This window comes from Shewanella sp. NKUCC06_TVS, from assembly GCF_019345515.1.
GTDB lineage: Bacteria > Pseudomonadota > Gammaproteobacteria > Enterobacterales > Shewanellaceae > Shewanella > Shewanella oncorhynchi.
This window is the reverse complement of record NZ_JAHKQX010000008.1, coordinates 198,291-223,290: the sequence shown is the minus strand read 5'-3', so window position 1 is coordinate 223,290 and position 25,000 is coordinate 198,291. Positions and strand designations below refer to the sequence as shown.

Here is a 25,000-nt window from a genome sequence, read left to right as displayed (position 1 = left end):
TTATTCCAAGCGTCCATACAAACCTCCTCAGGTTGTGATGAATAGACACTTAAATTTTAGGAAATGGTGCGCTTAATTGGACACATATGGATTATAAAATCTCATGGATAAGTGAATTTGAAGCGGTGTCAAAAATGAAGCGCCGAATTGCTTTGGGGCAATAGCTTTTTAGCTAAACGAACAGCAGAAGTGTTAATTAAGATTGGCATTGTTGCAACTGTGACCGTTGGCGGAATGGATGCCGTCGTCGAGCCCTCAGGGACGAGTTTATGGCGAGTCACAGGGGAAACAATAACAATTCATGCTGCAAACTGACAACAAAGTTATCTTGCTTTGGGGCAGAAGTAAGTTAAATCAACCTATCGGTTCTAATTGCATCCTGATGTGAATCTTGACAGGTTCAGTCTAGGCTAATCAACCTTTTGTCATCTGCATGTCATCTAAACTTCATCATTCGGTCAAAGCCCCCCACTAAGCTCATATTCGTTAACAGCCTAATAGGGTGAATACGAGATGACAGGATTTAATTTCAGGAAACTTGAGAGGTCTACGCGGGAAGAGATAAATGACCCCAGCCTTTCTCCTCCCATCTTTAATCGCTCAACACAAACGCCAACATTAGCACCAACATCCTCAAATCAATTCAATTGTGCCGCTATTACCCCATCCGCATTAACTTCAGCCCATACAGCAAGCATCACAGTTAACGCCCTCTGGCTATCGGATATCCATTTAGGCTGTAAGGATTGCAAGGCTGACTACCTGCTCAGCTTGCTTGAAACCGTGCGTTGTCAGCACTTGTATCTGGTCGGTGACATAGTCGATTTATGGGCGTTGAAACGTAAGCTGCACTGGCCAGATAGCCACAATAAGGTGCTGCAAAAATTCATTGAACTGGCACAAAACGGCACCCTAGTGATTTATCTGCCGGGCAACCACGACGAACTGATTAAACCCTACGCCGAGCTAAGCCTGTGGAATATTAAAATTGCCCGCCAACATATTCACCACGGAATTGGCGGTCATAAACTCTTGATGCTCCACGGGGATCAGTTTGATGCCGATGTGTGTGTCGGCCGTTTCTACGCCATATTGGGCGACCATTTATATGACCTATTATTGTTCCTCAATCGCAATCTCCATAGCTTGCGGGAACGCTTAGGTTACCCCTATTGGTCACTGGCAAGTTATATCAAGTCCAAAGTGGGTAAGGCTCAAGCCGCTATTGGACATTACCGTCAAGCGGTACTCAACTATGCCCAGCACTTTGATGTTGACGGTGTGATCTGCGGTCATATCCATCAGCCCGAACTCTCGACTCACCCCAGAGCAGCCCAATATTACTCACCACTCAGTCCCCCTGAAAAGAGGCAGATCATCTACGCCAACGACGGTGACTGGGTCGAAAACTGCAGTTTAATCACAGAAACCTTAAGCGGCGAATTACAACTTTGCCGCTGGAACGAGCAAACGCTCAAGCTCGATATTCTCAACAGTATAGCGCTGGTACAACAGCCACCAGAGACGCACAAAGACAAGCAACAAAAAACGGCAGCGCAGCAAATGCCAAACATAAATACCGGCGAAACTCGCCCAAGGGATGTTGCCTAACACTATGAACCAATTACGTAACGCTATGAAATACAATGAAAAAATGCTAAACAGCAACCTTAGCCACAAAAAGCATGCAGTGCCGTTTAAGGCGAATAACATGATTTTTACCGTTGATAATGTGGTTGAACAAAATCTACCAGCGATCAATGACAAACCTTGGCTCGCTAAACCTGCCAAGGCCATGCTGCGTTACCTGCTCAATGAAAAACAGTGCAACGATATCGCCAGTCAATATACCTATTTACAGGGCGTAGACTTTGTCGAACAAATGCTGGCGAGTTTTGACTTTAGTTTTACCGTGCCCGCCAACGAGATAGAAAACATTCCCTGTGAAGGCCGAGTGGTCATATTCGCGAACCATCCTATAGGTTCACTCGATGCATTAGCGCTCATCAAACTCATCAGTGAAGTTCGCCCTGATATTAAAGTCGTCGCGAATGAACTCTTGATGGCGCTGGAACCGCTGCACTCAATCCTACTGCCAGTGCGCAATATGACTGGTGGCACACCGAAACAACATTTAGAAAAAATCCACCAGCACCTGCGTAACGAAGGCGCAGTGCTGATTTTTCCGTCGGGCGAAGTCTCGCGTCTGCGCCCTAACGGCGTGCGTGATACCCAATGGCACTCAGGCTTTTTAAAGATGGCGATTTCCTGCAATGCGCCCCTACTGCCAATATTTTTAGATGCCAAAAACTCTGCCACTTTCTACGGCGCATCTATGATTTACAAGCCACTCGCGACACTGCTGCTAGTGAAGGAAATGTTCAAGCAGGCTAAACGTAATATGCCGATCCGCATTGGCGAGCTCATTCCCAATGAAGCCGTACGCTCAATGGACTTTCCACTCAAGACCAAGATAAAACTGCTTAAAAATCACTTGTATCGTATCGGCAAAGATAAAGATCCACTGTTTATCACCCAGAGCGCTATCGCCCACCCCGAATCGCGCCGTGAACTGCAAGCGGCACTGCAACAATGTGAACTTCTAGGGGAAACGCAAGATAACAAGTTGATTTATCTCTACCAACACCACGACAGTAATCCCATCATGCGGGAAATTGGCCGCCTGAGGGAAATCGCCTTTCGCGCCGTAGGCGAAGGTTCGGGCAAGCGCCGCGATATCGATAAATACGATTCCTACTACCAACACTTAGTGTTGTGGGATAAAGAGCAGTTTGAAATTATCGGCGCCTATCGTTTTGCCAGTGGTGAGCAAGTCTTAGCAAAATATGGCGACAACGCACTCTACAGCCAATCCCTATTCCAATACGCCGACAGCTTTATGCCCTTTGTGAAGCAAGGGTTAGAACTCGGTCGCAGCTTTGTGCAGCCTAAATATTGGGGTAAACGCAGTTTAGATTATCTATGGTTTGGCATTGGGGCTTATCTCGCCAAGCATCCTGAATATCGTTATCTATTTGGCCCTGTGTCCATCAGTAATCAACTGCCTGGAAGTGCTAGGGAAATGCTAGTGCACTTCTATGCGCGGGAATTTGCACCTGCGCAGCAGATGGCAGTTTCCATGTCACCCTTTGGCTTATCTAAATCCCAAAAAGCTAAGTTAGATGACTTGTATTTCTCCGAGGATTATCAGAGTAACTTTAAGCAACTCAAACAAGTGCTCGCGAGTATGGGGGCGGCCGTACCTACGCTCTACAAACAATATGGTGAACTGTGTAAAGCCGATGGGGTTAAGTTTCTCGCCTTTGGTATCGACGCCGACTTTGGCGATTGTATCGATGGCTTAGTGCTGGTGGACACCCACAAACTGAAAGGCAAAAAGTATCAACGCTACATAGGCGCACACTTGCCCGAATCGGAGCGGATGCCAATCACAGCGGATGATGAGCCAGAGGTCCAAGATCTTTGAGTTAAAACTTTGTAATGGGTGTTGGCTAAACTTGCACCACTCTGTTATAAGTAACTGTAATGCAGCGCATTAACAGAGCGCATCCTAGGATGCGCAAGCATAACAGGGGATCATCATGCCGATCATTATCGCCGATATTATGAGTACCCGAGTCGTCACGGTTGAAATGGACGATCGATTAACTGTGGCGAAGGAAATCTTCGACCAAGCGAGCTTTCATCACTTATTGGTCGTCGATGAGTACCAACTTGAAGGCGTGTTATCGGAGCGGGATCTATTGCGCGCGATTAGCCCGAACTTGGGCAGTAGCGCCGAAACCGCAAGAGACTTAGAAACCCTACAAAAACGTGTGCATCAAGTGATGACGCGTAATCCGGTTACCGTCGCACCTCACATCAATTTAGACACGGCCACCCGCATGTTATTAGATAACAATATAGGCTGCTTACCCGTGTTAGAGGACGGTAAATTGGTTGGGATTGTTACTTGGAAAGACTTATTACGTGCCTATTGTGAATACAGAGCACAAAATCAAAGCGAGTGCTAATCCTAAGACTGCACTCGCTTCTGTTCTCAATAACTCAGTTCAAATCACTCAGTTTGCCGAACTTAAATCGCCCAACCACCCATATAAAACACCACTAAACCTAAGGTGATGGCGAGCACGCCTAACTTCAGTTTACGCCATTCGCCACTGCAAATACGGCCTACCACCAGTGTCACAAAACCCAGCATAATACCGGTAACGATATTACAGCTTAAGATGATAAACACAGCGCAGGTTAAGCCCGACATGGCATCAACTTTATCGTCAAAGTCGAGTTTCGCCACATTACTCAACATCAACAAACCCACATACATCAAAGCAGGTGCTGTCGCATAGGCTGGCACTAAATAGCTTAATGGCGCTAAAAACATCACCAACAAAAACAGTACGCCAACTATGGTAGCCGTTAAACCTGTCTTACCGCCCGCTGCAGTCCCCGCCGCCGACTCGATATACACAGCCGCTGGTGCACCGCCGACTAAACCTGCCACCATACTGCTGACTGAGTCTGAGGTTAAGGCTTTACCACCGCCGACAATATTGTCGTCTTTATCGAGTAAATTCGCTTGCCCAGCCACAGCACGGATAGTGCCGGTCGCATCAAAAATCGCCGTCATCACTAACGCTAATACGATAGGCAATACCACAGGATTAAAGGCACCCATAATATCGAGCTGTCCAATCAGTGAATGCTCTGAGGTAAAATCAGGCAAGGCGAACAAACCTTGGTATTTAACGCTCGGATCGAACACTAAACCAAATACCGATAGCGCGATAATCACCAACAAAATACCGCCTGGTACACCGCGGCGCTCTAAACCAATTGTCGCCGCTAAACCTATAACGGTAGCGATAACAGGTAAGCTGTTAATGTCGCCTAACTTCACCGGTAAGCCTGCGCTATTGGCCACAATCAACTGCACACTGTTAGTCGCAATCAAAAGTAAAAACAAGCCGATACCTATGCCTGTACCGTGGGCTATGCCCTTTGGTAAATTCGCCAGCACCCACTGGCGAATACCTGTCACACTCACAAGTGTGAACGTCACACCCATTAGGAAAATAGCGCCTAAGGTGACTGGAATCGACATTCCCTGACCTAGTACTAAGCTAAACGCAGTAAAGGCCGTGAGCGAAATAGCGCAGCCAATCGCCATAGGTAAGTTAGCCCATAAACCCATGAGCAAAGAACCAAATGAAGCAATTAAACAGGTGGCGATAAACACGGCGCCGGGATCAAATCCCGCTTGGCCTAACATGTTAGGCACCACAATCACTGAGTAGACCATAGCGAGGAAAGTCGTTAATCCCGCAATCACTTCTTGGCGAACTGTGCTGCCACGTTGTTGAATAGAAAAATAACGGTCCAGAAACGAACCAGAGGGTACGGCTGTTGAACTCAATTGCTCAGACATAATGTTGTTATACCTTGTGATCTCTTAAAATGGGGTCGGTACCAATTACCTAAAACGCAATTGGCGACGCTGGCTGCGGCAGATTAGAGCCCCAAATCCATCGGACTTGGGTGAGAGATCCACATCATTTTCCTACTGTGGGAAAAATCCATGATCTGCAAGCAGTGATGCTTCGCGATGATTAACAAGCCATTAATCATGTAGACGCAGCCGTTGTTGGCCGCGGATGATACTGGAATCTCCCAAAGATAGCTAAGACATCGCCTACACTTCGATAAAAAATTAGCGGCAAAAACTGAAATCTGTTGTTTAAAAAAACACCTAAACCTATGTAATAACTGCTACTTAATATCACATTAATCACGATAAGAGTCTGCCAGTGCCGCGTAAACGTACGCTAACTTCACCCCTCCTTCATCTCCCAATATTAGAATATGGCAAGTCAACCAAGCCTTAATACTGTGTATTGATACTTGGCGTATTAACGTTTCAGGGGTTGTTGTACAAGGAGCCACACTTACGCTTTATGTAACGAACACCTCGTCATTCACACCGCCTGCGTAAATATGCGATCTTGGTAGCTTTATTGAACAAAAAATTACTCTGCTTTTACAGCCACATCAATATGACTTATGCTTAGAGGCACTGATGGGACTACACTTAGCTGACTATGAAAGAAAAAGGATTGGGTATGGACGAAAGGCGTAAGTTTTCGCGGATTCTATTTGCCACGAGCGCACATCTACAACAAGGTGGTGCACAGTGGGAGACGACCATTCTCGATTTGAGTCTAAATGGCGCCTTGGTTGAAGAACCGCAAAATTTTATTAATTCGGGTGATGCTATTACCCTCAGTTTTGCCTTACCAGAATCTGACATTGAGATCCGTATGGAAACTGAGTTGGTCCATCAAAAAAATACCCAATTAGGTTTGAAGTGTAACTTTATCGATGTTGATAGTATCAGCCACCTAAAACGTATGGTGGAACTGAATCTAGGTGATGCTTCTTTGCTAAATCGTGAACTTATGTTGTTTATCGAAAAACACAATATCACAGATTAAGACACTCGCTCACAAACACAAACAGCGCCTCATGGCGCTGTTTTGCTTGCTGGTGTTAACTCACTGAGCATTTGATGCTAAATCGCTTCTAGCGCTTCGGATAACTTAGAAACACCCACCACTTCCATACCAGCTGGAGGCTTTTTCGGCACATTGGCCTTGGGCACTATTGCTCGTTTAAAACCATGCTTAGCGGCTTCGATTAATCGCTCTTGCCCATTAGGCACAGGCCGAATTTCGCCGGACAGCCCGACCTCACCAAAGGCAACTAAATCGCTAGGCAAAATATCACCGCGAAAACTCGATACCATTGCAAGCAGCAAGGTTAAGTCGGCACTGGTTTCCGTTACTTTCACGCCGCCCACCACGTTAACAAACACATCCTGATCCGACATCTGCAAACCACCATGGCGGTGCATTACGGCAAGCAACATGGCCAAACGGTTTGCATCCATACCCACAGCCACGCGGCGCGGGTTAGACATGGCCGAGTTATCCACCAGCACTTGCAGCTCCACCAACAAGGGCCGCGTGCCTTCCCAAACCACCATGACAAGCGAACCAGATGATTCTTCTTCACCACGAGAAAGGAAGATTGCCGAAGGATTGGCGACTTCCTTTAAGCCGCGCTCTGTCATGGCAAATACGCCTAATTCATTGATCGCGCCAAAACGATTTTTATGGGAGCGCAAGGTGCGGTAACGACTATCGCTATCCCCTTCAAACATCACAGAGCAGTCGATACAATGTTCCAATACCTTGGGCCCAGCCAAACTGCCATCTTTGGTCACATGGCCGACCATAATCACGGCAATGCCATTTTCTTTCGCAAAACGGGTTAAATAAGAAGCTGATTCACGCACCTGCGACACACTGCCAGGGCTCGATGCCACATCACTCATGTGCATCACTTGAATCGAGTCAACAACGATGACTTTAGGCAATTCTTTAAGAGCAACTTCGCAAATTTGCTCGACGCTGGTTTCAGACAACATCCGCAATTTATTGGTTGGTAAACCAAGGCGATGGGCGCGCATCGCTACCTGCTGCAACGATTCTTCACCCGTGACATACAGTGCAGGCATTTGCTCGGCTAGATGACACAGAGTTTGCAATAAAAGCGTACTCTTACCTGCGCCTGGATGTCCGCCTATCAAAATGGCAGAACCTGGTACAATCCCACCACCGAGTACTCGGTCTAATTCGCCAAAATGACTCAAGATCCGCGGTAAGGCATTGAGATCGATTTGATCTAATGTCTTCACTTCATTGCTGCTTGCTCCGGCATAACCGACAAACTTAGTGCTGCGCCCAGGCGAAGCTGCACCGAGCCTCACCTCAGTGATCGTATTCCATTCCTGACAAGCGCTACACTGCCCTTGCCAACGAGGAAAGTCTTGTCCACACTCATTACATACGTACGCCGTTTTATTCTTTGCCATAACTCATTAAAATCTGTATAAAATCAATTTAAGTAACTGCGAATAATGCCGACATAAGACTAACAGCCCAATACAAAATAAGCATTAAAAAGAACCCTACATGAGTCTAGATAACCATAGTGCACTCATCGAACAGCTCAAGCCATTGCTCATGGAACCTAACTTCCAAGAGATTTTCCAGCAGCTGACGATAGATGAAACCAATTCGACCCGTTTTCTAGTGAAAATGGAACTCAGTCGTTTGGCTTCACCATGCACACGAATTATCGATCTCAGGGATAAATCTGAGCTTCCTTGTGTTGAAGTGATGTTAGGTCAACAGCGACATTTTTTAGATGAACCCGCCAAAAACAGTATGCATGAGGCAATGTCACTGTTTCGCAATCAATATACCTTGGGAGTATACGAGTATGTGCTCAATGCTCACCAACAACGTCGGTTAAAGTTGCGCCAAAATGTCACGCAAGTGGAAGCCGCTGAATCAGAGCCTTTTATGGTGCCCGGCGTGGTATTAGGCAGTTATTTCAACCGCACAGAAGAGCGGATGAATTACAGTATTCGCATCGCAGCATCGCAAACCAGCCGTGGTGAAGTACAAGGGATAACTGCAGATTTATCCGTAGGTGGTGCCCGTATTCGCCTTGCAGCTAACCATCCCTTCGATCTCGACCATCCCCTAAAAATAAAGTTACTGGAACTCAGTGAAGAGTTTTACTATCCCGATCTCCAGCTCGGTGTTGACTATGAGGTTGTCGATAGCCAAACCAATGGCGAATACATTTGGTTAAGACTCAAGCGTATTGGGGGCAGCGAAGCCTTAAGTGAAATGCTTGGCAATTTAATCCGCGGCTACAAACTGCGTTACAAGGTAGATGTAAATGATGTGATAGTGACTGCATCTGGACTCGGATTTGAGCGTCATTACTTACCCCATCTGCCGCACTTACCTTTATATTTCAATACTCAAACGCAAGGTTTGAGCCACATGCTACTCAGCCGAGACAACCAGCAGATAGTGAATTATTTTCAAGATGAAAATGATGTGAGCCAGTTACCAGCCATGCTGACACCAAGCCGTTTATCTGCTCTACTTAATCATCCTGAAAATCCCGACCATGGGCTATTTTTTAGCTTTACCTATAATGCCCAAGGTTGCTTATATTTTTACTCTGCCACCTTAGCAGAGCTTAAAGCTAAGGGCATGATGCCTTTATTTTTAGGCTTTGCATCGACCAAGCCCAGCTGGCGGATCTTCAAAGTCACCCAAGATAAAATTTATCATGATAAGGGTTATCGACGTGCGACCCTCCCAGGAGATGAAGCAAAATTTAGCCCATTGGTCGAACAACAATTATCACAATTTAGTCATTTGCTTCAGCTCATCGAAATCAGCAACGAAGATACCAGAGGCCATTACAAAGCTTGGCAAGACGATAGCAATGCCAACGCCCTAAAAACCTTTGGTCAACAAAGACTGACCACCAATCAAATTAAGTTAGTTTCCATGCAGTTTAGCGAGCGACGCCAAGAAGCGCGTTTCGCCTTTAAAACCTTAGTCAATGTGACTCAAGACAAGCACAAAGCCACGGGCATTACTTTAGATATTTCTAGCCGAGGCATGCAATTAACCTTGGATAATCCTGCAGATTTTTCATCAAATAAACCACTACTGTTAAGCTTCCCAAAGCTCCAAACCATTGCAGGCAAAACACAGCTAGATAACCTCCCCTACCGCTTAGTGCGTACCCGCAAGAATGGTGTAACCTTACATTTAACCGCCGTTATGGGTCATACGCCCCATGTTGGGGTCGAATTTTTAAATAAACTTATCGCCCATAACAAAGAAAAATTAGAGCAACTCACCGAAAACAATAGTGAAATCAAAGAACTTGCAGATGGTTTAAAAAATATTTTGATGCATGATTTACATTCTGTGCCCTATTTTGTTGAAAAAACGACAAAATCTGCCCAAGTCGCTTGTTTAGGCGTTGGTACACAACAGGATGAGATCAGCGATATTTTTGCCGCGGGCACCTCAGATACTCTGCAATATAATTTAGCGCCGCTGCTAAAAGACGGTTTTTTTAAGCGAGATATTCTCGAACCTATCCGTCAAATGAAACCTCAACAGGACATGGATTTTATTGAAGTGTTTATTCAGTTAATTCGTCAATCTCGCGGAAAAATCTTTTTAAAGTGCACTCTTGCAACTGAAATCGGTGGTGTCGAAGCACAGATAACCTTTATCAATCAGAGCAAAGCATTAGGCAGATTCCTCGCCCTACGGATTTATCGCGGCGCGACAGAGAAGCCTGACATGAACTACCTACGCCGTGAATTGGAATACATTAATATTCATGCAAACCATAAAGCTAAACAGTTAGAAGAACAGTTATGGCGTGTGATTGGTGTCGGCGAACTGTTAGATATTACCCAAGAAGTCGAATTAAGATACCCAGTACTTCATAAAAAGCAGTCTTAATTGTTCAATACCGCCAGATCAAAACTTAAATACCAATCCCTTATCTTAGGAAAATGATCACTGGTGGCATCTAAATGCGTCAGCATATCTGCATGGCCATAGTCATGCTTAAAGCCATTCTCCTTAGCGAGAAGCGTCGATTTAACCCGTTTAAAGCCACACTCTACGACCATATCCGCCACATCTTCTGGATGCCCCAACACAGTATCGTTTTGCCCTGAGATAAACCAAGCTGGTGGCCAATGAGCGCGCTTTGCCGCTTTCGCATAATCAAACCCATCATCGTGATCGATCCAATCGCCCCGCACCCAATCGATACTTTGAACTAATGAGGCACGGCTCTCATTGTCCATACCAATGCGCAGCTTATCGGCGGCGAGGTAACCTTGGCCCATCGCTAAACCTGGCGCTAAACGATTCCAAAAAACATCAACCATTAACCACTTTTTGAAGGACTTAACCCGAATTGTCCGTTTGCTACCGAAAGTAAGCAGTGAACGAACGCTTTGCTGCAAATCAGGATATCGGGCCAAACTACTCGCCATCAACACGCCGCCCCATGAATGGGCACACCAATGCACCTGCGAAGGCGCCACGGCTTTATGAGTCGTCTGCTCTTGGCAGACTTTTTGATGTAAATCGAGAATAGCCTGCTGCACTAAAGGTAACTGCTCGCGGATCACTTCCCCCTGCCCTAAGGTAAAATCACGATCGATTTTAGGCAAGCTGAGCCCTCTTCCTGCAGTATCCAGCACATACACCACAAATCCCGCCTTCGCTAAATAACAACCAAGACCACGGCCACTCTGGCTATAAAACACCCGACCGTTAGACATAGCGCCATGGAGCATGAGGATAGGCGTCTTAGAAAAATCAGGCGCAGCCGGTAATAACTGGCGTAGATGCAGTTGACCATCGCGGTACGGCAGATAGATTGAAGACTGTGAAATGGTCGAAATTGAGCCTTGGGCGAGCTGAGTCAAAATAAGTCACTGGTAGTTTATCAATATCCCTAAACTACCAGCTCATCAATAAAAGACAAGAGTCCTTACTCTAACTCAGTCTCTATCCAGACTTATATTTAAATAAATGAATAATCTAGATTTGTAGCAGGTAAGGTAGAACTCGCAGGTCGAGGTGATGAATATTGGCATCCGCCGCCGCTGCCAGCTTAGGTTTGGCATGGAAAGCGATACCAAAATCCGCTGCCATCACCATAGGAATATCATTCGCGCCATCGCCGATCGCGACTCTTTGGCCTTTTGGAATTTGCCACTGCTCACTGCAACGCTCAACCACATCCGCCTTAAACTGCGCATCCACAACTTTACCTGTTACTTCACCCGCAAGTTTACCGTCAGTGATCACTAACTCATTAGCAAAGGCCGCATCTAAGTTTAAAAGCTGCCTTAAATGGCCAACAAAAGGCGTAAAGCCGCCAGATGCAACCACTAAACGCCAGCCATGGGATTTAAGCTCTAAAAGCATAAGCTCAAGCCCAGGCATCAAAGGCAAGTTGTCGCACAAGGTCGTGATAATACTGGCATCAGCGCCCTTAAGCTGCGCCACACGCTGACGCAAACTCTGCTCAAAATCTAGCTCACCTTGCATAGCACGTTCAGTAATCGCCGCCACGCGCTCGCCAACGCCCGCCATAGCCGCTAATTCATCAATACATTCAATCTGAATCGCCGTTGAATCCATGTCCATCACTAATAAACCGGGATGATTCAAGCAAGGCAAATCAAAATTGATGACATGCAATTCAGCTAAAGACTGCGGGAATGCCGCTAACTGCGCCTGAGAAGGCAAATTTACCAGTGCCAACTCGATACAATGTAAACCAACTTGGCGTTCGATATGGGCGATACCGATAACGTTAGACTGAGGCAATTGCGCTATCCAGGCCGATATTGTCGCCTCTACCGCGGCATCTTGATAAATAATTCGCACACGTGAAACACCAGCGGGGTTTGCTGACTCTTGATAACGTTCAAACACTTGCCCTTGGCGTTCAAACCTTGGGGAATGGTCAGAGACTAACCACAAAAAAAGCGCATCTTGGTTCAAGCTTTCCATCGGACTTAAATTCTCCAACTATCGGGCTCACTCAGAATCAATTATGATTAGGCAAGCGCTCTACATTTTAAGGGTCAAAGTGTTATATCTTAAAGGGCTAAAGAAAAGCCATAAAATCAGTAGACTGATCCAAATTGCCGCCGCCTTCGCCTTAATATTCGGCTTAGTGCAATTGTGGCAAACAAGCCTACTACAAGGTCAGCTGCTTCTAAAGTCCCAAACTCAAAAGATGGCCAGATTACTGGTACAGCAAACCGCTTATGGTGCCGCGCCCGCGCTACAACTGCAAAATGATGAGCAGTTGCAATGGCTCGCCAGCGCTTTAGTGGAAGATCCTAAGGTGATGTCCGCCGCCATCTTCAGTGACCAAGGCATGCGGCTATCCTTCGCTCAAAGCATCACTAAGGATGTAGTTGATCCTGACTCGGAAGAAATGAATTTGCTGCTAAGCAAATATCCTCCCTATGTAGAGCCCGTGATCCAAGAAGGGAAAAATCTAGGTTATGTCGAAGTCAGGCTTGATACCAAGTTATTTTTCAACGAAATCAAAGAAGCCCATAATTTAAACATGGAGCAACAACAAATCATGCTGCTGGTTGCAGGCTTGATTGGTATGTTGCTTTCACGCTCTTTGTCTTTCAAACGTGCCGACTTCGACCGCCGTCGCTTTCGGGTTAAGTTGCGTCAAGCGCCGAAAAAACCTGAGAAACGATACTCAACTGAAGAGCCATCAGAAAGTGTTAATGATGGTTTGGCGCAAGAGCTAACCGAAGATAAACCGGTGGCTACCACTGATAACCCACAAGAGAAAGCGACTAAGCCCACTAAAACACCAAAAGCAGTGACAGAGGCAAATACCGATAAGCTCACTCAGACCAGCGTGCGAACTAAGGCCGAAAAAACGTCAGAAAAATCATTGGAATTACAGGATAATACAACAGTTGAAAACGCGACAAACAATGCGGAACAAGCGGCACCTGTTAAGGTTAAACCTAAAGTGAAAAGTGTCCGCCGAGTAAAACACGCGACTAAAACAACAGCCGCTGCGGCCGAAACCTCGACGCCAAAAACACCCAGTGAACCAAGTGATCTCGACACAGATTCAACAGGTTAATATCTATTTCGATAGATAAGGTAAATCACTAATCTATTGATAGCTAAGCTCTAGATAAGCCATAAACAAGCAATTTCTAATAACCAAACCATTAATAACAAAGTCGAATAGAACAGCCGCTAAAAATTGGCATAAAAAAGGTTCGCATTGCGAACCCTTTTTCAGTAGCACACTCTTACAGCGTAACAGTTACAGTGTAATCGCCGCTTCTAATGTCATGATGATCATGTCATTGAATGTGGTTTGACGTTCTTCTGCAGAAGTCTTTTCACCGGTGCGGATATGATCAGATACAGTCACAACGCACAGGGCACGCGCACCAAACTCATGGGCAACGCCGTACAAACCAGCCGCTTCCATTTCTACGCCTAATACGCCCATCTTCTCCATCACGTCAAACATTTGTGGATCAGGAGTGTAGAACAGGTCCGCAGAGAAAATGTTACCTACGCGAACTTTAGTACCACGAACTTTCGCAGATTCGATAACCGCATTCATCAGCTCATAGTTAGCGATAGCGGCAAAATCTTGGCCTTTAAAACGTAAACGGTTAACCGCTGAGTCAGTACATGCACCCATACCGATGATCACGTCACGTACTTTAACGTCAGTGCTGATCGCACCACAAGTACCCACACGGATCAGGTTCTTAACGCCGTAATCACGAATTAATTCAGTTGCGTAGATAGAGCATGAAGGAATACCCATGCCAGAACCCATTACTGAAATACGCTTACCTTTGTAAGTACCAGTAAAACCTAGCATGTTTCGAACATCAGTCACTTGCTCAACATTTTCTAAGAATGTTTCAGCAATATATTTTGCACGTAATGGATCGCCTGGAAACAGCATTGTCTCAGCGAATGCGCCCTCTACAGCATTAATGTGTGGTGTTGCCATCGAAATAACCCCTGTTTATTTTATTAAGACTTAAGTCTTTGTTTACTGGCGGCAAATGTCAGCCGCCAAATCGAAATAAATGCTAATTTGCCTAAAGGAACGATTCGCCATAGGCCATAGGTTCAAGCTTAAAGTGGCTCGCAATAGATTGGCCGATATCGGCAAAGCTATTACGACGACCCAGCGATCCCGCTTTCAATCCAGCGCCAAAGGCTAATACTGGCACATATTCACGGGTATGATCCGTGCCTTGCCATGTTGGATCGCAACCGTGATCCGCCGTTAAAATCAGCAGATCTTCTTCACCTAATAATGCGAGCATTTCAGGCAAACGGGCATCGAAATATTCCAGCCCTTTGGCGTAGCCAGCAACATCACGGCGATGACCGTAGTGAGAGTCGAAATCAACGAAGTTAGTAAACACTATAGTGTTATCACCCGCAGATTTCACTTCGGCTAAGGTCGCATCGAAAAGTGCTTCTAAGCCGTTCGCCTTCACTTTTTTAGTGATACCACAGTAAGCATAAATGTCGGCAATCTTGCCCACACTCACTACTTCACCGCCAGCCTCTTTCAGCTTATCGAGTACAGTTTTTGCAGGTGGCGCGAGAGAATAATCCTTACGATTACCAGTACGGGCAAAATCACTTGGACCAGTACCATCAAATGGACGAGCAATGACGCGACCTATGTTGTAAGGCTCTAACTCTTCACGGGTTATTTCGCAAAGACGATAGAGATTGTCTAAACCGAAGGTTTCTTCATGACAAGCGATTTGGAATACTGAATCAGCAGAGGTGTAGAAAATAGGCTTGCCAGAGCGCATGTGCTCTTCGCCTAACTCTTCTAAAATGGTTGTACCTGAGGCATGGCAATTACCTAAGAATCCATCCAGACCTGCACGGGCTAAGATCTTATCCGTCAGTTCTTTAGGAAAAGAATTTTGATGCTCGCTGAAATAACCCCACTCGAATAGTACGGGCACGCCCGCCATCTCCCAGTGACCGCTCGGCGTATCTTTACCCGAACTTAACTCTTGTGCATGACCATAAGCACCAATCAGCTCAACATTATCGCCAAAACCGGGTGCAAAGGCGCCAGTACTTTCCATCGCTGCATGGCCTAAACCTAAGCGCGCTAAGTTAGGTAATTTCAGCGGGCCTTCACGGCCAATATCGGCTTTGCCTTCGGCGCATGCTTTAGCAATATGACCAAAGGTATCAGAACCGACATCACCAAAGCTTGCTGCATCAGCAGAAGCACCGACTCCAAAGGAGTCCAACATCATAATAATGGTACGTTTCATAATTCTTCCTTAAAGATCCGATGCACGAATATAAGCATAGATCTCAGGTGTTTTTTCTGGAGCGGTTTCACCAATGTGAATCGCTTTTTTCACCGCAAGTTCAGCTTCCGCGAAGGCGGCTTCAGACTGTGCATGGATAACGGCAATCGGAGTCGATGAATCTACTTTATCGCCTAAAGCACACACTTGAGTTAAGCCAACACTATAGTCTAGTGCATCACCGGGCTTACGGCGGCCGCCACCTAAGGTCACAACCGCTAAACCTAATTCACGGGTATCCATGCTATAGGCATAACCTTGCATATCGGCAAAAACTGGACGAATAATTTGTGATTGCGGTAGGTATTTACTGTAGTTTTCAACAAAATCGACTGGACCACCAAGACCCGACACCATCTTGCCAAAGAGTTCTGCAGCGCGACCATTATCGAGCACACGATTCAGTTTAGCGCGAGCGTCGGCTTCATTACTTGCAAGGCCGCCCAGAAGCAACATCTCAGCGCAAAGACCCATAGTGACTTCATATAAACGCGGATTACGGTAAGCCCCCGTTAAAAAGTCGATGGCTTCTTTCACTTCAACCGCGTTACCGGCGCAAGATGCAAGCACTTGATTCATATCGGTAAGCAAAGCTGTCGTTTTAGTACCCGCACCATTAGCAACAGCTGCAATACTGCGAGCTAATTCTTCCGATGCTTCATAGGTTGGCATGAAAGCACCACTACCGACTTTCACATCCATCGCTAGCGCATCTAAATTACAGGCTAATTTCTTAGACAGAATCGACGCTGTGATGAGGGAAATGGACTCAACCGTGGCGGTATTATCGCGGATAGAATAGAAACGTTTGTCGGCAGGAACGAGATCGCCTGTTTGACCAATAATCGCCACACCGACTTCTTTAACCACTTTGCGGAACAATTCACTTGATGGCTCAGTTTGATAACCCGGAATGGCATCAAACTTATCGAGCGTGCCGCCCGTATGACCTAGGCCACGCCCAGAAATCATAGGCACATAACCACCACAAGCCGCAGCCATAGGGCCAAGCATAAGGCTAATCACATCGCCCACACCGCCAGTGCTGTGTTTGTCGATAACAGGGCCATTGAGTCCCAATGACTGCCAATTAAGTACAGTGCCAGAATCACGCATCGCTGTCGTTAAAGCGATTCTTTCATCCATATTCATGTCATTAAAGTACACAGCCATGCCTAATGCGGCAATCTGACCTTCGGACACTGCGTTAGTAGTGATACCTTGAACAAAAAACTGTATTTCTGCGGAACTTAGCGCTAAACCATTACGTTTTTTACGAATAATCTCTTGAGCTAGAAACATGATACTGCCTCCAAGATAGGCACTAACAACCCTGTCGCTAGTGCTTATCTTTGCAATGAAACATCAAAACTGTAGCAATATTACAAGTTCATACTATCGAAGTTTTGAGTTTGCCAAATAGATTTAGGTCACACTTAATTAGGCTCGCTATACGCTGATAGTATTAATCAGCGATAGTTTGCAATTAATAGCCTTGAGTCGGCTTAGGCGCATCAGCTAATTCTAGTGTGTGTAACAAGCTGTTTAGTAAACTTGAAGCACCAAATCTAAAGGTACGTGGTGAAACCCAGTCAGCACCTAAAATACGCTCAGCAACACCGAGGAATTCAGCCGCTTGTGCAGCATCACGCACACCACCGGCAGGCTTGAAGCCTACTTGGGTATTCTTCTCGCTGATCACAGTTAACATGATTTCAGCCGCTTCAAGTGTGGCGTTTACAGGCACTTTACCAGTAGATGTTTTAATAAAGTCAGCACCCGCATCGATTGAAAGCTCAGATGCACGGCGGATAAGCGCAGGATCAGCTAACACGCCAGATTCGATGATGACTTTTAACAAGACTTCACCACAGGCTTCTTTACAGGCTTTAACTAATTCAAAACCAATTGTTTCATTGCCTTCTATCAGTGCGCGGTATGGGAATACCACGTCAACTTCGTCAGCACCATAGGCAACAGCGGCGCGAGTTTCTAGCACAGCAATGGCAATGTCATCATTGCCATGGGGAAAGTTAGTCACAGTGGCGATTTGGATATCTTCAGCACCGATTTCATCTAGCGTCTTGCGTGCAATCGGGATGAAACGTGGGTAAATGCAGATAGCGGCAGTATTACCAGCAGCCGTTTTCGCTTTGTGGCACAGGTCGATCACTTTTTGATCTGTGTCGTCATCATTCAAAGTCGTTAAGTCCATTAACTCAATGGCGCGTTGTGCTGCTTTTTTTAAATCAGTCATAATAGCTCTCCAAAATAAAAATTAAATGAATAGAAATCAGTCGCATAAAAGCAACGCTTGAGAGGTGGCATTATTTTGATTATTTTTATATGGCCGGGCCTTCAGGCGGTGCCGAGTAATTTGCTTGTACAAACTACCTTGTTGTAGGTATTCAATCTTGCCTAAGTCATAAAGAGCAATAGGCATCCTGACACTTAAAATAACTTATAAGTGACCACGACTTGAATCCTTGAAGACCGGAAGAGAGGATACGAATAAAATCTTGCTCCTACTTTTCCGCGAAAAATCCATTTTAGCGCGAGAAAAACACAAACCTTTATATAAACCCACTTATTAGCCTAATAGGCTTAGATAAAGACTCATGGTAAAACTAAAGATGGAGCCGCATAATGCGGCTCCAACAAGCAATGATTACAAGAGATTAGAACTTGTAAGTAGCAGTGAAATAATGTGCCCAGCCAGTAGTATCTAGACCAAAAGTGCCACCGTCTTTAAGCAGGTAAACATCTTTAAAGCCTTTCAGACCATAACCTAGAGCATAGTTATCTGAATGCCAGTATAGGCCAAAGAACACGTTGCCACCGTTAGTAGTGAAAGTCGTATTCTGATAAATGCCATTTGTGTCATAAGCATTTACTTCATCAGCACCAAATTGATAATCAACATAACCTTGGAATGACAGGAAGCTCTTGTTATCAAAGAAGTAGAAAGGTTTGAACCAGTTAGCAGAGAACTGATAACCATTCCAATCCTTAGCATTGATATCGTAAGTGGCATATAAGTTCATGCCAGTTTTACCTAACCAAGGTACCATAACGTCAGCACCAATACCCCAGAAAGACATGTTTACATCACCTGGGTTATTGATTTTTTGTGGACCAGGATGATCCTCTACATCAAAAGAAATGCTTTGCCCTTTGAGTGCACCACCGCCCCAGTTAAATAGAGTAGAAAAGTACACTTCTTGAATTGGACCAACTGAAAGATCTAAGCCAGTGATTGCATCCAGTGAAAAACGTGGAGCAAATTTCATAAACATCTTGCTTGAACCAGCAACTTTATCGCCAGAACCGCTATTGGCTAAATTGAACACATCAACATAACCATATAAGTCAACAACACCTTTACGTCCACCAAACTCCATTTCAAGGTAGTTATGTTCTGCATCGGCACCTGGAGCAATTGGGTGTTCATCAATTGCATACATAGCGTTGAACTGCATCCACTTGTAGTCAGTTGCATATATATCTGAACGATCAGCAGCAAATGCGTTGCCAGAGATTGCTGCTACTGCAGTAGCAGCTAAAGCTAAAGTTTTAACGTTTTTCATCATCAACCCCATTTATCTTGTTTGCTACCATCGAGGGTAGCGTTCTTTTTGTGGCGTTCGCATTCTACCTAGATTAAAAAAAATCTCAATAATCTAGCGTAAAATCACAAACACAAAATTCTTAATTGTGAACAAAGTCGCGACTTCTGCATTACGATTAATTAACGTAAGCGTAGACTCACGACATTTAAGACAGAATGACAGCTACACTTCGGTTGCATTCTGTGTCTTTCAATTGGAGAAACTATTCACTACAGGAATCACTACTGGAAAATGGTTGAATTAACTTAGGCCCTGCCCTGCATGGTCAGGACCCAGTTAGTGGGGTTTCCCCCTGCTGTTGTTACTTAGATAGCTAAGAACAAACCAGCAAGTGTTGCGCTCATTAAGTTAGCTAAAGAGCCGGCGATAACCGCACGAATACCCATTGTAGCTAAATCATGACGACGGTTAGGAGCCATAGCACCTAAACCACCAAGCAGAATCGCGATTGAAGACAAGTTAGCGAAACCACACAGAGCAAACGAAATAATAGCTTGTGTTCTATGAGTCATCACAGCTTGAGTTTCAGCAACGCATAACGGCAGGCCTTTAACAACTTCAGCAGCTACTGCTGTACAAGCCGTGGCAGCATCAGAGATATATGGAGCAAAGTTTAAGTAAGCAACGAATTCGTTAACAATGATCTTTTGACCGATGAAAGAACCTGCTACTAATGCTTCATTCCAAGGCACACCGATAAGGAATGCTAATGGCATAAACACATAGCCAAGGATCAGTTCAAGTGTTAAACCTTCAACGCCAAACCAACCACCCACACCACCAATAATGCCGTTGACCATAGCGATCAAACCAACGAAGGCTAACAACATAGCGCCTACGTTTAAGGCTAAATGCATACCAGATGAAGCACCTGCAGCAGCAGCGTCTAACACGTTAGCTGGTTTGTCAGGATCTTCTGGTAAATCGCTCATGTCATTTTTAGCAGCTTCAGTTTCAGGGTGCATCAGTTTAGCCATTAATAGACCACCTGGTGCTGCCATAAATGAAGCGGCAACTAAGTATTCGATAGGTACACCCATCTGCGCGTAACCAGCCAATACTGAACCCGCGATTGATGCCAAACCACCCACCATGATCGCAAACAGTTCAGACTGCGTCATAGTTGGAATGAATGGGCGAACCACTAATGGGGCTTCAGTCTGACCAACGAAGATGTTAGCAGTTGCTGACATAGATTCAGTACGGCTTGTGCCCAATGCTTTTTGTAAACCACCACCGATGATACGGATGATCCACTGCATAACGCCTAAGTAATATAGAACCGCAATCAGAGAAGAGAAGAACACAATAACGGGTAACACGTTCACTGCGAAGATAAAGCCAAGTTTGAAGTTAGCTAAATCACCAAACAGGAAACCGATACCGTTTTGTGCGTAACCAATAACGCTAGAAACCGCATCAGACATCCCTTTCAGAATGTCTTTACCAACTGGAACATACAGTACAAAACCACCAAAGGCAGCTTGGATAGCTAACGCGCCACCCACTGTACGTAAATTAATTGCTTTTTTGTTATTCGATAGGAGGAAACCTATCGCAAGTAGGGTGACCACCCCTACTAAACTCATTAATATATCCATTAACCATCACCCTATTGTTAACACTTTTTAATTATGTTGTTAATCAACCTATTTCCGAGTCAGATTATACCCGAGGCAAAGTCGAAAATCGTCGTTTTGATCATATTTTTGGAGTTTAATTTCAATCGCTTAGTGCAGAATGCTAGTGCGACCTACACCTGTTTATTTAAAAACAGCTAAAGGTCAAACAGTTGCATTACATTCGACACCAAGTGTTCTGATATTAGAACACTTGATTTTTTTTGCAAATTGGCAATTTTGTCTATAAAAAGAACAAGGTTAGCGGGCTGGTTACGTTTTTCAGTAACATTTATCGGTGTCATTGCAGGAGAGTCAGTCTCAAGTATGAAGTGCTGAAGTGGTAATTCACTGACAGTTTTGAGCAATTTTTTAGCATTAGGGTTCATAATCAAACCACCAATTCCCAGCTTAAAACCTAATTTGATATATTCCAGTGCAATTTCAGTACTGCCAGAAAAAGCATGTATCACACCGCCTCTAGGCAATTGATACTTTTTCAAACACTCTAAAACCTCTGAATGTGCTTTTACGCTATGAATAATAACTGGCAGATTAACGGACTTAGCTAAAGCTAATTGTGCCTCAAAAAATGCGAGCTGCTGAGGCCACGTTGAGGAATAGAGCTTATCTAAGCCACATTCACCAATAGCAACAAAGCGAGGACATTCTAGTAACGCAGAAACTTGAGATGTTAATGCTAAGATCCCAGCATCAACATCCTCTGGACAAAACCAAGGATGAATACCAAGGGCAAAATAAGTTTGGTATTGTTCGGCAACGACGAGCTGTTTGTGCCAGTGCTGCGGCGACACACCGGGAATAATCAGATTATCTACGCCAACACTGTGCATTCGCAACACCACATCGTCGCGGTCAACGTCAAACTCGGCAAAATCCAAATGGGCGTGGGTATCAATCACAGTAAATGCCTCACTCTGCGGTCGATTTACCAATTGAATGAGGTTCGGGTGGCGATACCGTTTCGTCAACCACCAAAGCTTTAGCGCATTTTACCGCTAATGAAGGATCTTCAAGGCACGGCATGCAACAGCGACGATTTTCAGGTGTCAGCCCCATTCGGTCACACCAATGAATATAAGCCTGCCATGTTTTTGTGATCCAATTCGCCATCATTCACATCCAGAACCGATTTTTAGTTTTCATTAGATACAAAAATGGCGGTGAATTCACCGCCATTTCAACCACTATTCTAAACCGAACCCTATTAGTGTTCGCGGGTTTTTGCAAACTCAATATCAGGATATCTTTCCATCGAAAGATTAAGGTTAACCATAGTTGGTGCAATATAGGTTAGGTTATCGCCACCATCGAGTGCCAAGTTTTGGCTACACTTGCGACGGAACTCTTCAAGCTTACGCTCATCCTTACAATAAACCCAGCGAGCTGTCGACACGCTAATACCTTCGTAAATAGCTTCGACGTTATATTCACTCTTCAGACGACCAACAACCACTTCAAACTGCAGTACACCCACAGCGCCAACAATCAAATCGTTAGTATCAATTGGGCGGAATACCTGCACAGCGCCTTCTTCAGACAACTGTACTAAACCTTTTAAGAGTTGCTTCTGTTTAAGCGGATCGCGCAAACGAATACGGCGGAACATTTCAGGGGCGAAGTTAGGTACGCCAGTGAAACGGAATTTTTCACCTTGGGTAAACGTATCGCCAATACGGATAGTGCCATGGTTATGTAAACCGATGATATCGCCAGGGTAAGCTTCTTCAGCACGCTCACGATCGCCCGCCATAAAGGTCAATGCATCGCTAACGTTAACATCTTTACCAATACGCACATGGTGCATTTTCATGCCTTGCTCGTAACGGCCTGAACACACACGCATAAAGGCGACACGGTCACGGTGTTTAGGATCCATGTTTGCTTGGATCTTAAATACAAAACCGGTGAATTTTTCTTCGTCAGGCATGATCACTCGCACATCGCTTTCGCGAGGAAGTGGCTTAGGTGCCCACTCAACGATACCGTCAAGAATATGGTCCACACCGAAGTTACCTAAAGCAGTACCAAAAAATACTGGGGTCAACTCACCTTTCAAAAAAGCCGCATGGTCAAACTCATTTGATGCGCCACGTACTAATTCCATCTCATCACGCAAATCGGCGGCATAACTGCCAATCGCTTTCTCAAGATCAGGATTATTAATGCCTTTAATCACTCGACGTTCTTGGATCGTATGTCCCATGCCGCCTTGATACAAGACCACTTCATCACGCAGTATGTGGTAAATACCTTTAAATTCTTTACCGCTGCCAATAGGCCAAGTAATAGGTGCACAGGCAATATTCAGCACGTTTTCGACTTCATCCATCAGATCAATAGGATCACGGATATCGCGGTCGAGTTTGTTCATAAAGGTCACAATCGGCGTATCACGCAGACGTGTCACTTCCATCAACTTGATCGTACGGTCTTCAACACCCTTAGCAGAGTCGATCACCATCAAACATGAGTCAACGGCTGTCAGAGTACGATAAGTATCTTCAGAGAAGTCTTCGTGACCAGGCGTATCGAGTAGGTTAACAAGGGCGCCACCATAGGGGAATTGCATGACAGACGTAGTAATAGAAATACCACGGTCTTTCTCCATTTCCATCCAGTCAGACTTAGCATGCTGACCCGATTTTTTGCCTTTAACCGTCCCCGCTTTCTGCAAAGCGTTTCCGAATAACAGCACTTTTTCGGTAATGGTTGTTTTACCCGCGTCGGGGTGCGATATGATCGCGAAGGTGCGACGTTTATCGACCTCTACTTTATTGCCTGACATGTTAACCTATGCACTTGTATCGCTAAAAAGGCGCAAATTATAGCGCCTCAGTTCGAGCTTGGCTAGGCAAAGCCCGAGATGAACTCGGGCTGAGAGAGGTTATTTTGTGGCTTCGAGCAAACCTTTGACTTTGGCGAGTTCAATACGCGCATATCTATGTTCGACAAAATCATAGATATTGGTTGCCAATGCTAAGCGAAAATAGTTTGCAGCATCTTGATATTGCTTAGTTTCTATTGCCATTTTTGCAAGGTAAAAATAAGCTTCGCATAAACGTTCAGCATATTCTTTCGGATATGTTAAGCCTACTTTAGCGGCAGAAAACACCTCATCACGGCTTTTTTTACCTAAATAATAATCGACGATAACGGTCGCCCAAGCATCATTTTCTAAATTCTGACGATGCTGCGCTAACTGTTTTTTAGCTTCAACAGAGTCAGCTTTCAAATCAATCAAATACAGCCATAATGCCCGATAACCGTCTTTATTATCGCCTGCATAAAACGCCTGCATATCTTTAGTCGCTAAATCAATACGGTCGCCATAGTACAAAGCAATACCGCGATTTAAATAGGCATAATCATAATTAGGTGCTAACTCTAATACGCCATCGAAGGCTTCATAGGCGCTGTCGTATTCACCTTCTTGGGTGTAATAAATTCCAAGGAAATTATAGGCATCAGCAAGATCAGGCTGAAGTTTTAACGCTTGCATAAAATCAATCCGTGCGAGCAGTCTTAAGCCTACACTGTCGTAAATCACACCACGATCGTAATGAAATCTGGCTCTCTGTTCATTCGTCAGTTCGACCGTAGCCAAAATCTCGTTGAGTTTTGCCAGTGTCACTTCGACTTTATAATCAGGCATGACAGGCGCGACAACCAATTTACCTTCAACATCATTATGGTTATCTAAAGGAGATTGGGTGGTTGCGCATCCGGCTAACAACAGACTGGCACTCGCCAGCACAGCAACGACAGCGGTTCTAATTTTAAGACTCATCCATTTCTACCTTTTTAAATTCCCAACATACGCAGAAGAATCTTCATGATAGCAATCCCACCACAGG

The 25,000-nt window shown here is 45.0% G+C and carries 20 protein-coding genes; 6 read left to right on the top strand and 14 right to left on the bottom strand.

What is annotated here, in order from left to right:
- The first annotated feature begins 513 nt into the window (after positions 1-513).
- The 3 genes from KO531_RS11320 (at position 514) to KO531_RS11310 (ending at position 4,034) form a co-directional block, all read left to right on the top strand.
- Positions 514-1,611: a UDP-2,3-diacylglucosamine diphosphatase gene (locus KO531_RS11320; RefSeq protein ID WP_219251213.1), complete on the top strand. Its 1,098-nt coding sequence runs from the start codon at positions 514-516 to the stop codon at positions 1,609-1,611.
- Positions 1,601-3,487, top strand: coding sequence for a lysophospholipid acyltransferase family protein (locus tag KO531_RS11315; RefSeq protein WP_219251212.1), 1,887 nt, complete (start codon positions 1,601-1,603; stop codon positions 3,485-3,487). Before KO531_RS11320 ends, KO531_RS11315 begins: the two co-directional genes overlap by 11 nt.
- 115 nt (positions 3,488-3,602) lie before the next feature.
- Positions 3,603-4,034, top strand: a complete 432-nt coding sequence (locus KO531_RS11310) for a CBS domain-containing protein (protein WP_113939315.1) — start codon at positions 3,603-3,605, stop codon at positions 4,032-4,034.
- 62 nt (positions 4,035-4,096) lie between these two features.
- Here the strand turns inward: KO531_RS11310 and KO531_RS11305 are convergent, their stop codons facing one another.
- A complete protein-coding gene (locus tag KO531_RS11305) occupies positions 4,097-5,449 on the bottom strand; it encodes an NCS2 family permease (protein WP_219251211.1) in 1,353 nt (450 codons plus the stop codon).
- Positions 5,450-6,140: 691 nt separating this feature from the next.
- Between KO531_RS11305 and KO531_RS11300 the strand changes: the two genes are divergently transcribed.
- Positions 6,141-6,512, top strand: coding sequence for a PilZ domain-containing protein (locus KO531_RS11300; protein WP_219251210.1), 372 nt, complete (start codon positions 6,141-6,143; stop codon positions 6,510-6,512).
- 77 nt (positions 6,513-6,589) lie between these two features.
- On the opposite strand, the gene radA is transcribed toward KO531_RS11300, so the two are convergent.
- Positions 6,590-7,954: a DNA repair protein RadA gene (gene radA, locus KO531_RS11295; RefSeq protein ID WP_006082696.1), complete on the bottom strand. Its 1,365-nt coding sequence runs from the start codon at positions 7,952-7,954 to the stop codon at positions 6,590-6,592.
- Between the two features lie 100 nt (positions 7,955-8,054).
- Here radA and KO531_RS11290 point away from each other — a divergent pair, with 100 nt between their 5' ends.
- Positions 8,055-10,436, top strand: coding sequence for a PilZ domain-containing protein (locus KO531_RS11290; RefSeq protein WP_219251209.1), 2,382 nt, complete (start codon positions 8,055-8,057; stop codon positions 10,434-10,436).
- Here KO531_RS11290 and KO531_RS11285 read toward each other — a convergent pair.
- Both KO531_RS11285 and serB read right to left on the bottom strand, forming a co-directional pair.
- The gene (locus KO531_RS11285) at positions 10,433-11,419 is read right to left on the bottom strand and encodes an alpha/beta hydrolase (protein WP_219251208.1); all 987 of its coding nucleotides are present in this window, start codon (positions 11,417-11,419) and stop codon (positions 10,433-10,435) included. The two genes, KO531_RS11290 and KO531_RS11285, sit on opposite strands and share 4 nt — an antisense overlap.
- 115 nt (positions 11,420-11,534) lie before the next feature.
- Positions 11,535-12,515, bottom strand: coding sequence for a phosphoserine phosphatase SerB (serB, locus tag KO531_RS11280; protein WP_219251207.1), 981 nt, complete (start codon positions 12,513-12,515; stop codon positions 11,535-11,537).
- Positions 12,516-12,594: 79 nt separating this feature from the next.
- On the opposite strand from serB, the gene KO531_RS11275 reads away from it, so the two are divergent.
- Positions 12,595-13,629, top strand: a complete 1,035-nt coding sequence (locus tag KO531_RS11275; protein WP_219251206.1) for an AhpA/YtjB family protein — start codon at positions 12,595-12,597, stop codon at positions 13,627-13,629.
- A 189-nt stretch (positions 13,630-13,818) separates the two neighbouring features.
- Here KO531_RS11275 and deoD read toward each other — a convergent pair whose 3' ends face one another.
- The 10 genes from deoD to nlpI form a co-directional block, all read right to left on the bottom strand.
- Positions 13,819-14,529: a purine-nucleoside phosphorylase gene (gene deoD, locus KO531_RS11270; RefSeq protein WP_006086929.1), complete on the bottom strand. Its 711-nt coding sequence runs from the start codon at positions 14,527-14,529 to the stop codon at positions 13,819-13,821.
- Between the two features lie 91 nt (positions 14,530-14,620).
- Complete coding sequence (locus KO531_RS11265; RefSeq protein ID WP_219251205.1) at positions 14,621-15,835, bottom strand: phosphopentomutase; 1,215 nt, start codon at positions 15,833-15,835, stop codon at positions 14,621-14,623.
- A gap of 9 nt (positions 15,836-15,844) precedes the next feature.
- Positions 15,845-17,176 carry a thymidine phosphorylase gene (gene deoA / locus KO531_RS11260; protein ID WP_173243376.1) on the bottom strand — a complete coding sequence of 444 codons (1,332 nt, stop codon included), beginning with the start codon at positions 17,174-17,176 and terminating at the stop codon, positions 15,845-15,847.
- A 184-nt stretch (positions 17,177-17,360) separates the two neighbouring features.
- Complete coding sequence (deoC, locus tag KO531_RS11255; RefSeq protein WP_168822823.1) at positions 17,361-18,131, bottom strand: deoxyribose-phosphate aldolase; 771 nt, start codon at positions 18,129-18,131, stop codon at positions 17,361-17,363.
- 421 nt (positions 18,132-18,552) lie between these two features.
- Positions 18,553-19,461: an outer membrane protein OmpK gene (locus KO531_RS11250; protein ID WP_211085783.1), complete on the bottom strand. Its 909-nt coding sequence runs from the start codon at positions 19,459-19,461 to the stop codon at positions 18,553-18,555.
- A 347-nt stretch (positions 19,462-19,808) separates the two neighbouring features.
- The gene (locus KO531_RS11245) at positions 19,809-21,104 is read right to left on the bottom strand and encodes a NupC/NupG family nucleoside CNT transporter (protein WP_113939306.1); all 1,296 of its coding nucleotides are present in this window, start codon (positions 21,102-21,104) and stop codon (positions 19,809-19,811) included.
- Positions 21,105-21,280: 176 nt separating this feature from the next.
- Positions 21,281-22,045 carry a TatD family hydrolase gene (locus KO531_RS11240; protein WP_219251204.1) on the bottom strand — a complete coding sequence of 255 codons (765 nt, stop codon included), beginning with the start codon at positions 22,043-22,045 and terminating at the stop codon, positions 21,281-21,283.
- A 10-nt stretch (positions 22,046-22,055) separates the two neighbouring features.
- Positions 22,056-22,259 carry a hypothetical protein gene (locus KO531_RS11235; protein ID WP_219251203.1) on the bottom strand — a complete coding sequence of 68 codons (204 nt, stop codon included), beginning with the start codon at positions 22,257-22,259 and terminating at the stop codon, positions 22,056-22,058.
- Between the two features lie 91 nt (positions 22,260-22,350).
- Positions 22,351-23,931 (bottom strand): peptide chain release factor 3, encoded by a 1,581-nt coding sequence (prfC, locus tag KO531_RS11230; RefSeq protein ID WP_198572942.1) that lies wholly within the window; start codon positions 23,929-23,931, stop codon positions 22,351-22,353.
- 99 nt (positions 23,932-24,030) lie between these two features.
- Entirely contained in the window at positions 24,031-24,933 is a 903-nt protein-coding gene (gene nlpI / locus KO531_RS11225) for a lipoprotein NlpI (RefSeq protein WP_168822816.1), read from the bottom strand.
- Positions 24,934-25,000 lie beyond the last annotated feature (67 nt).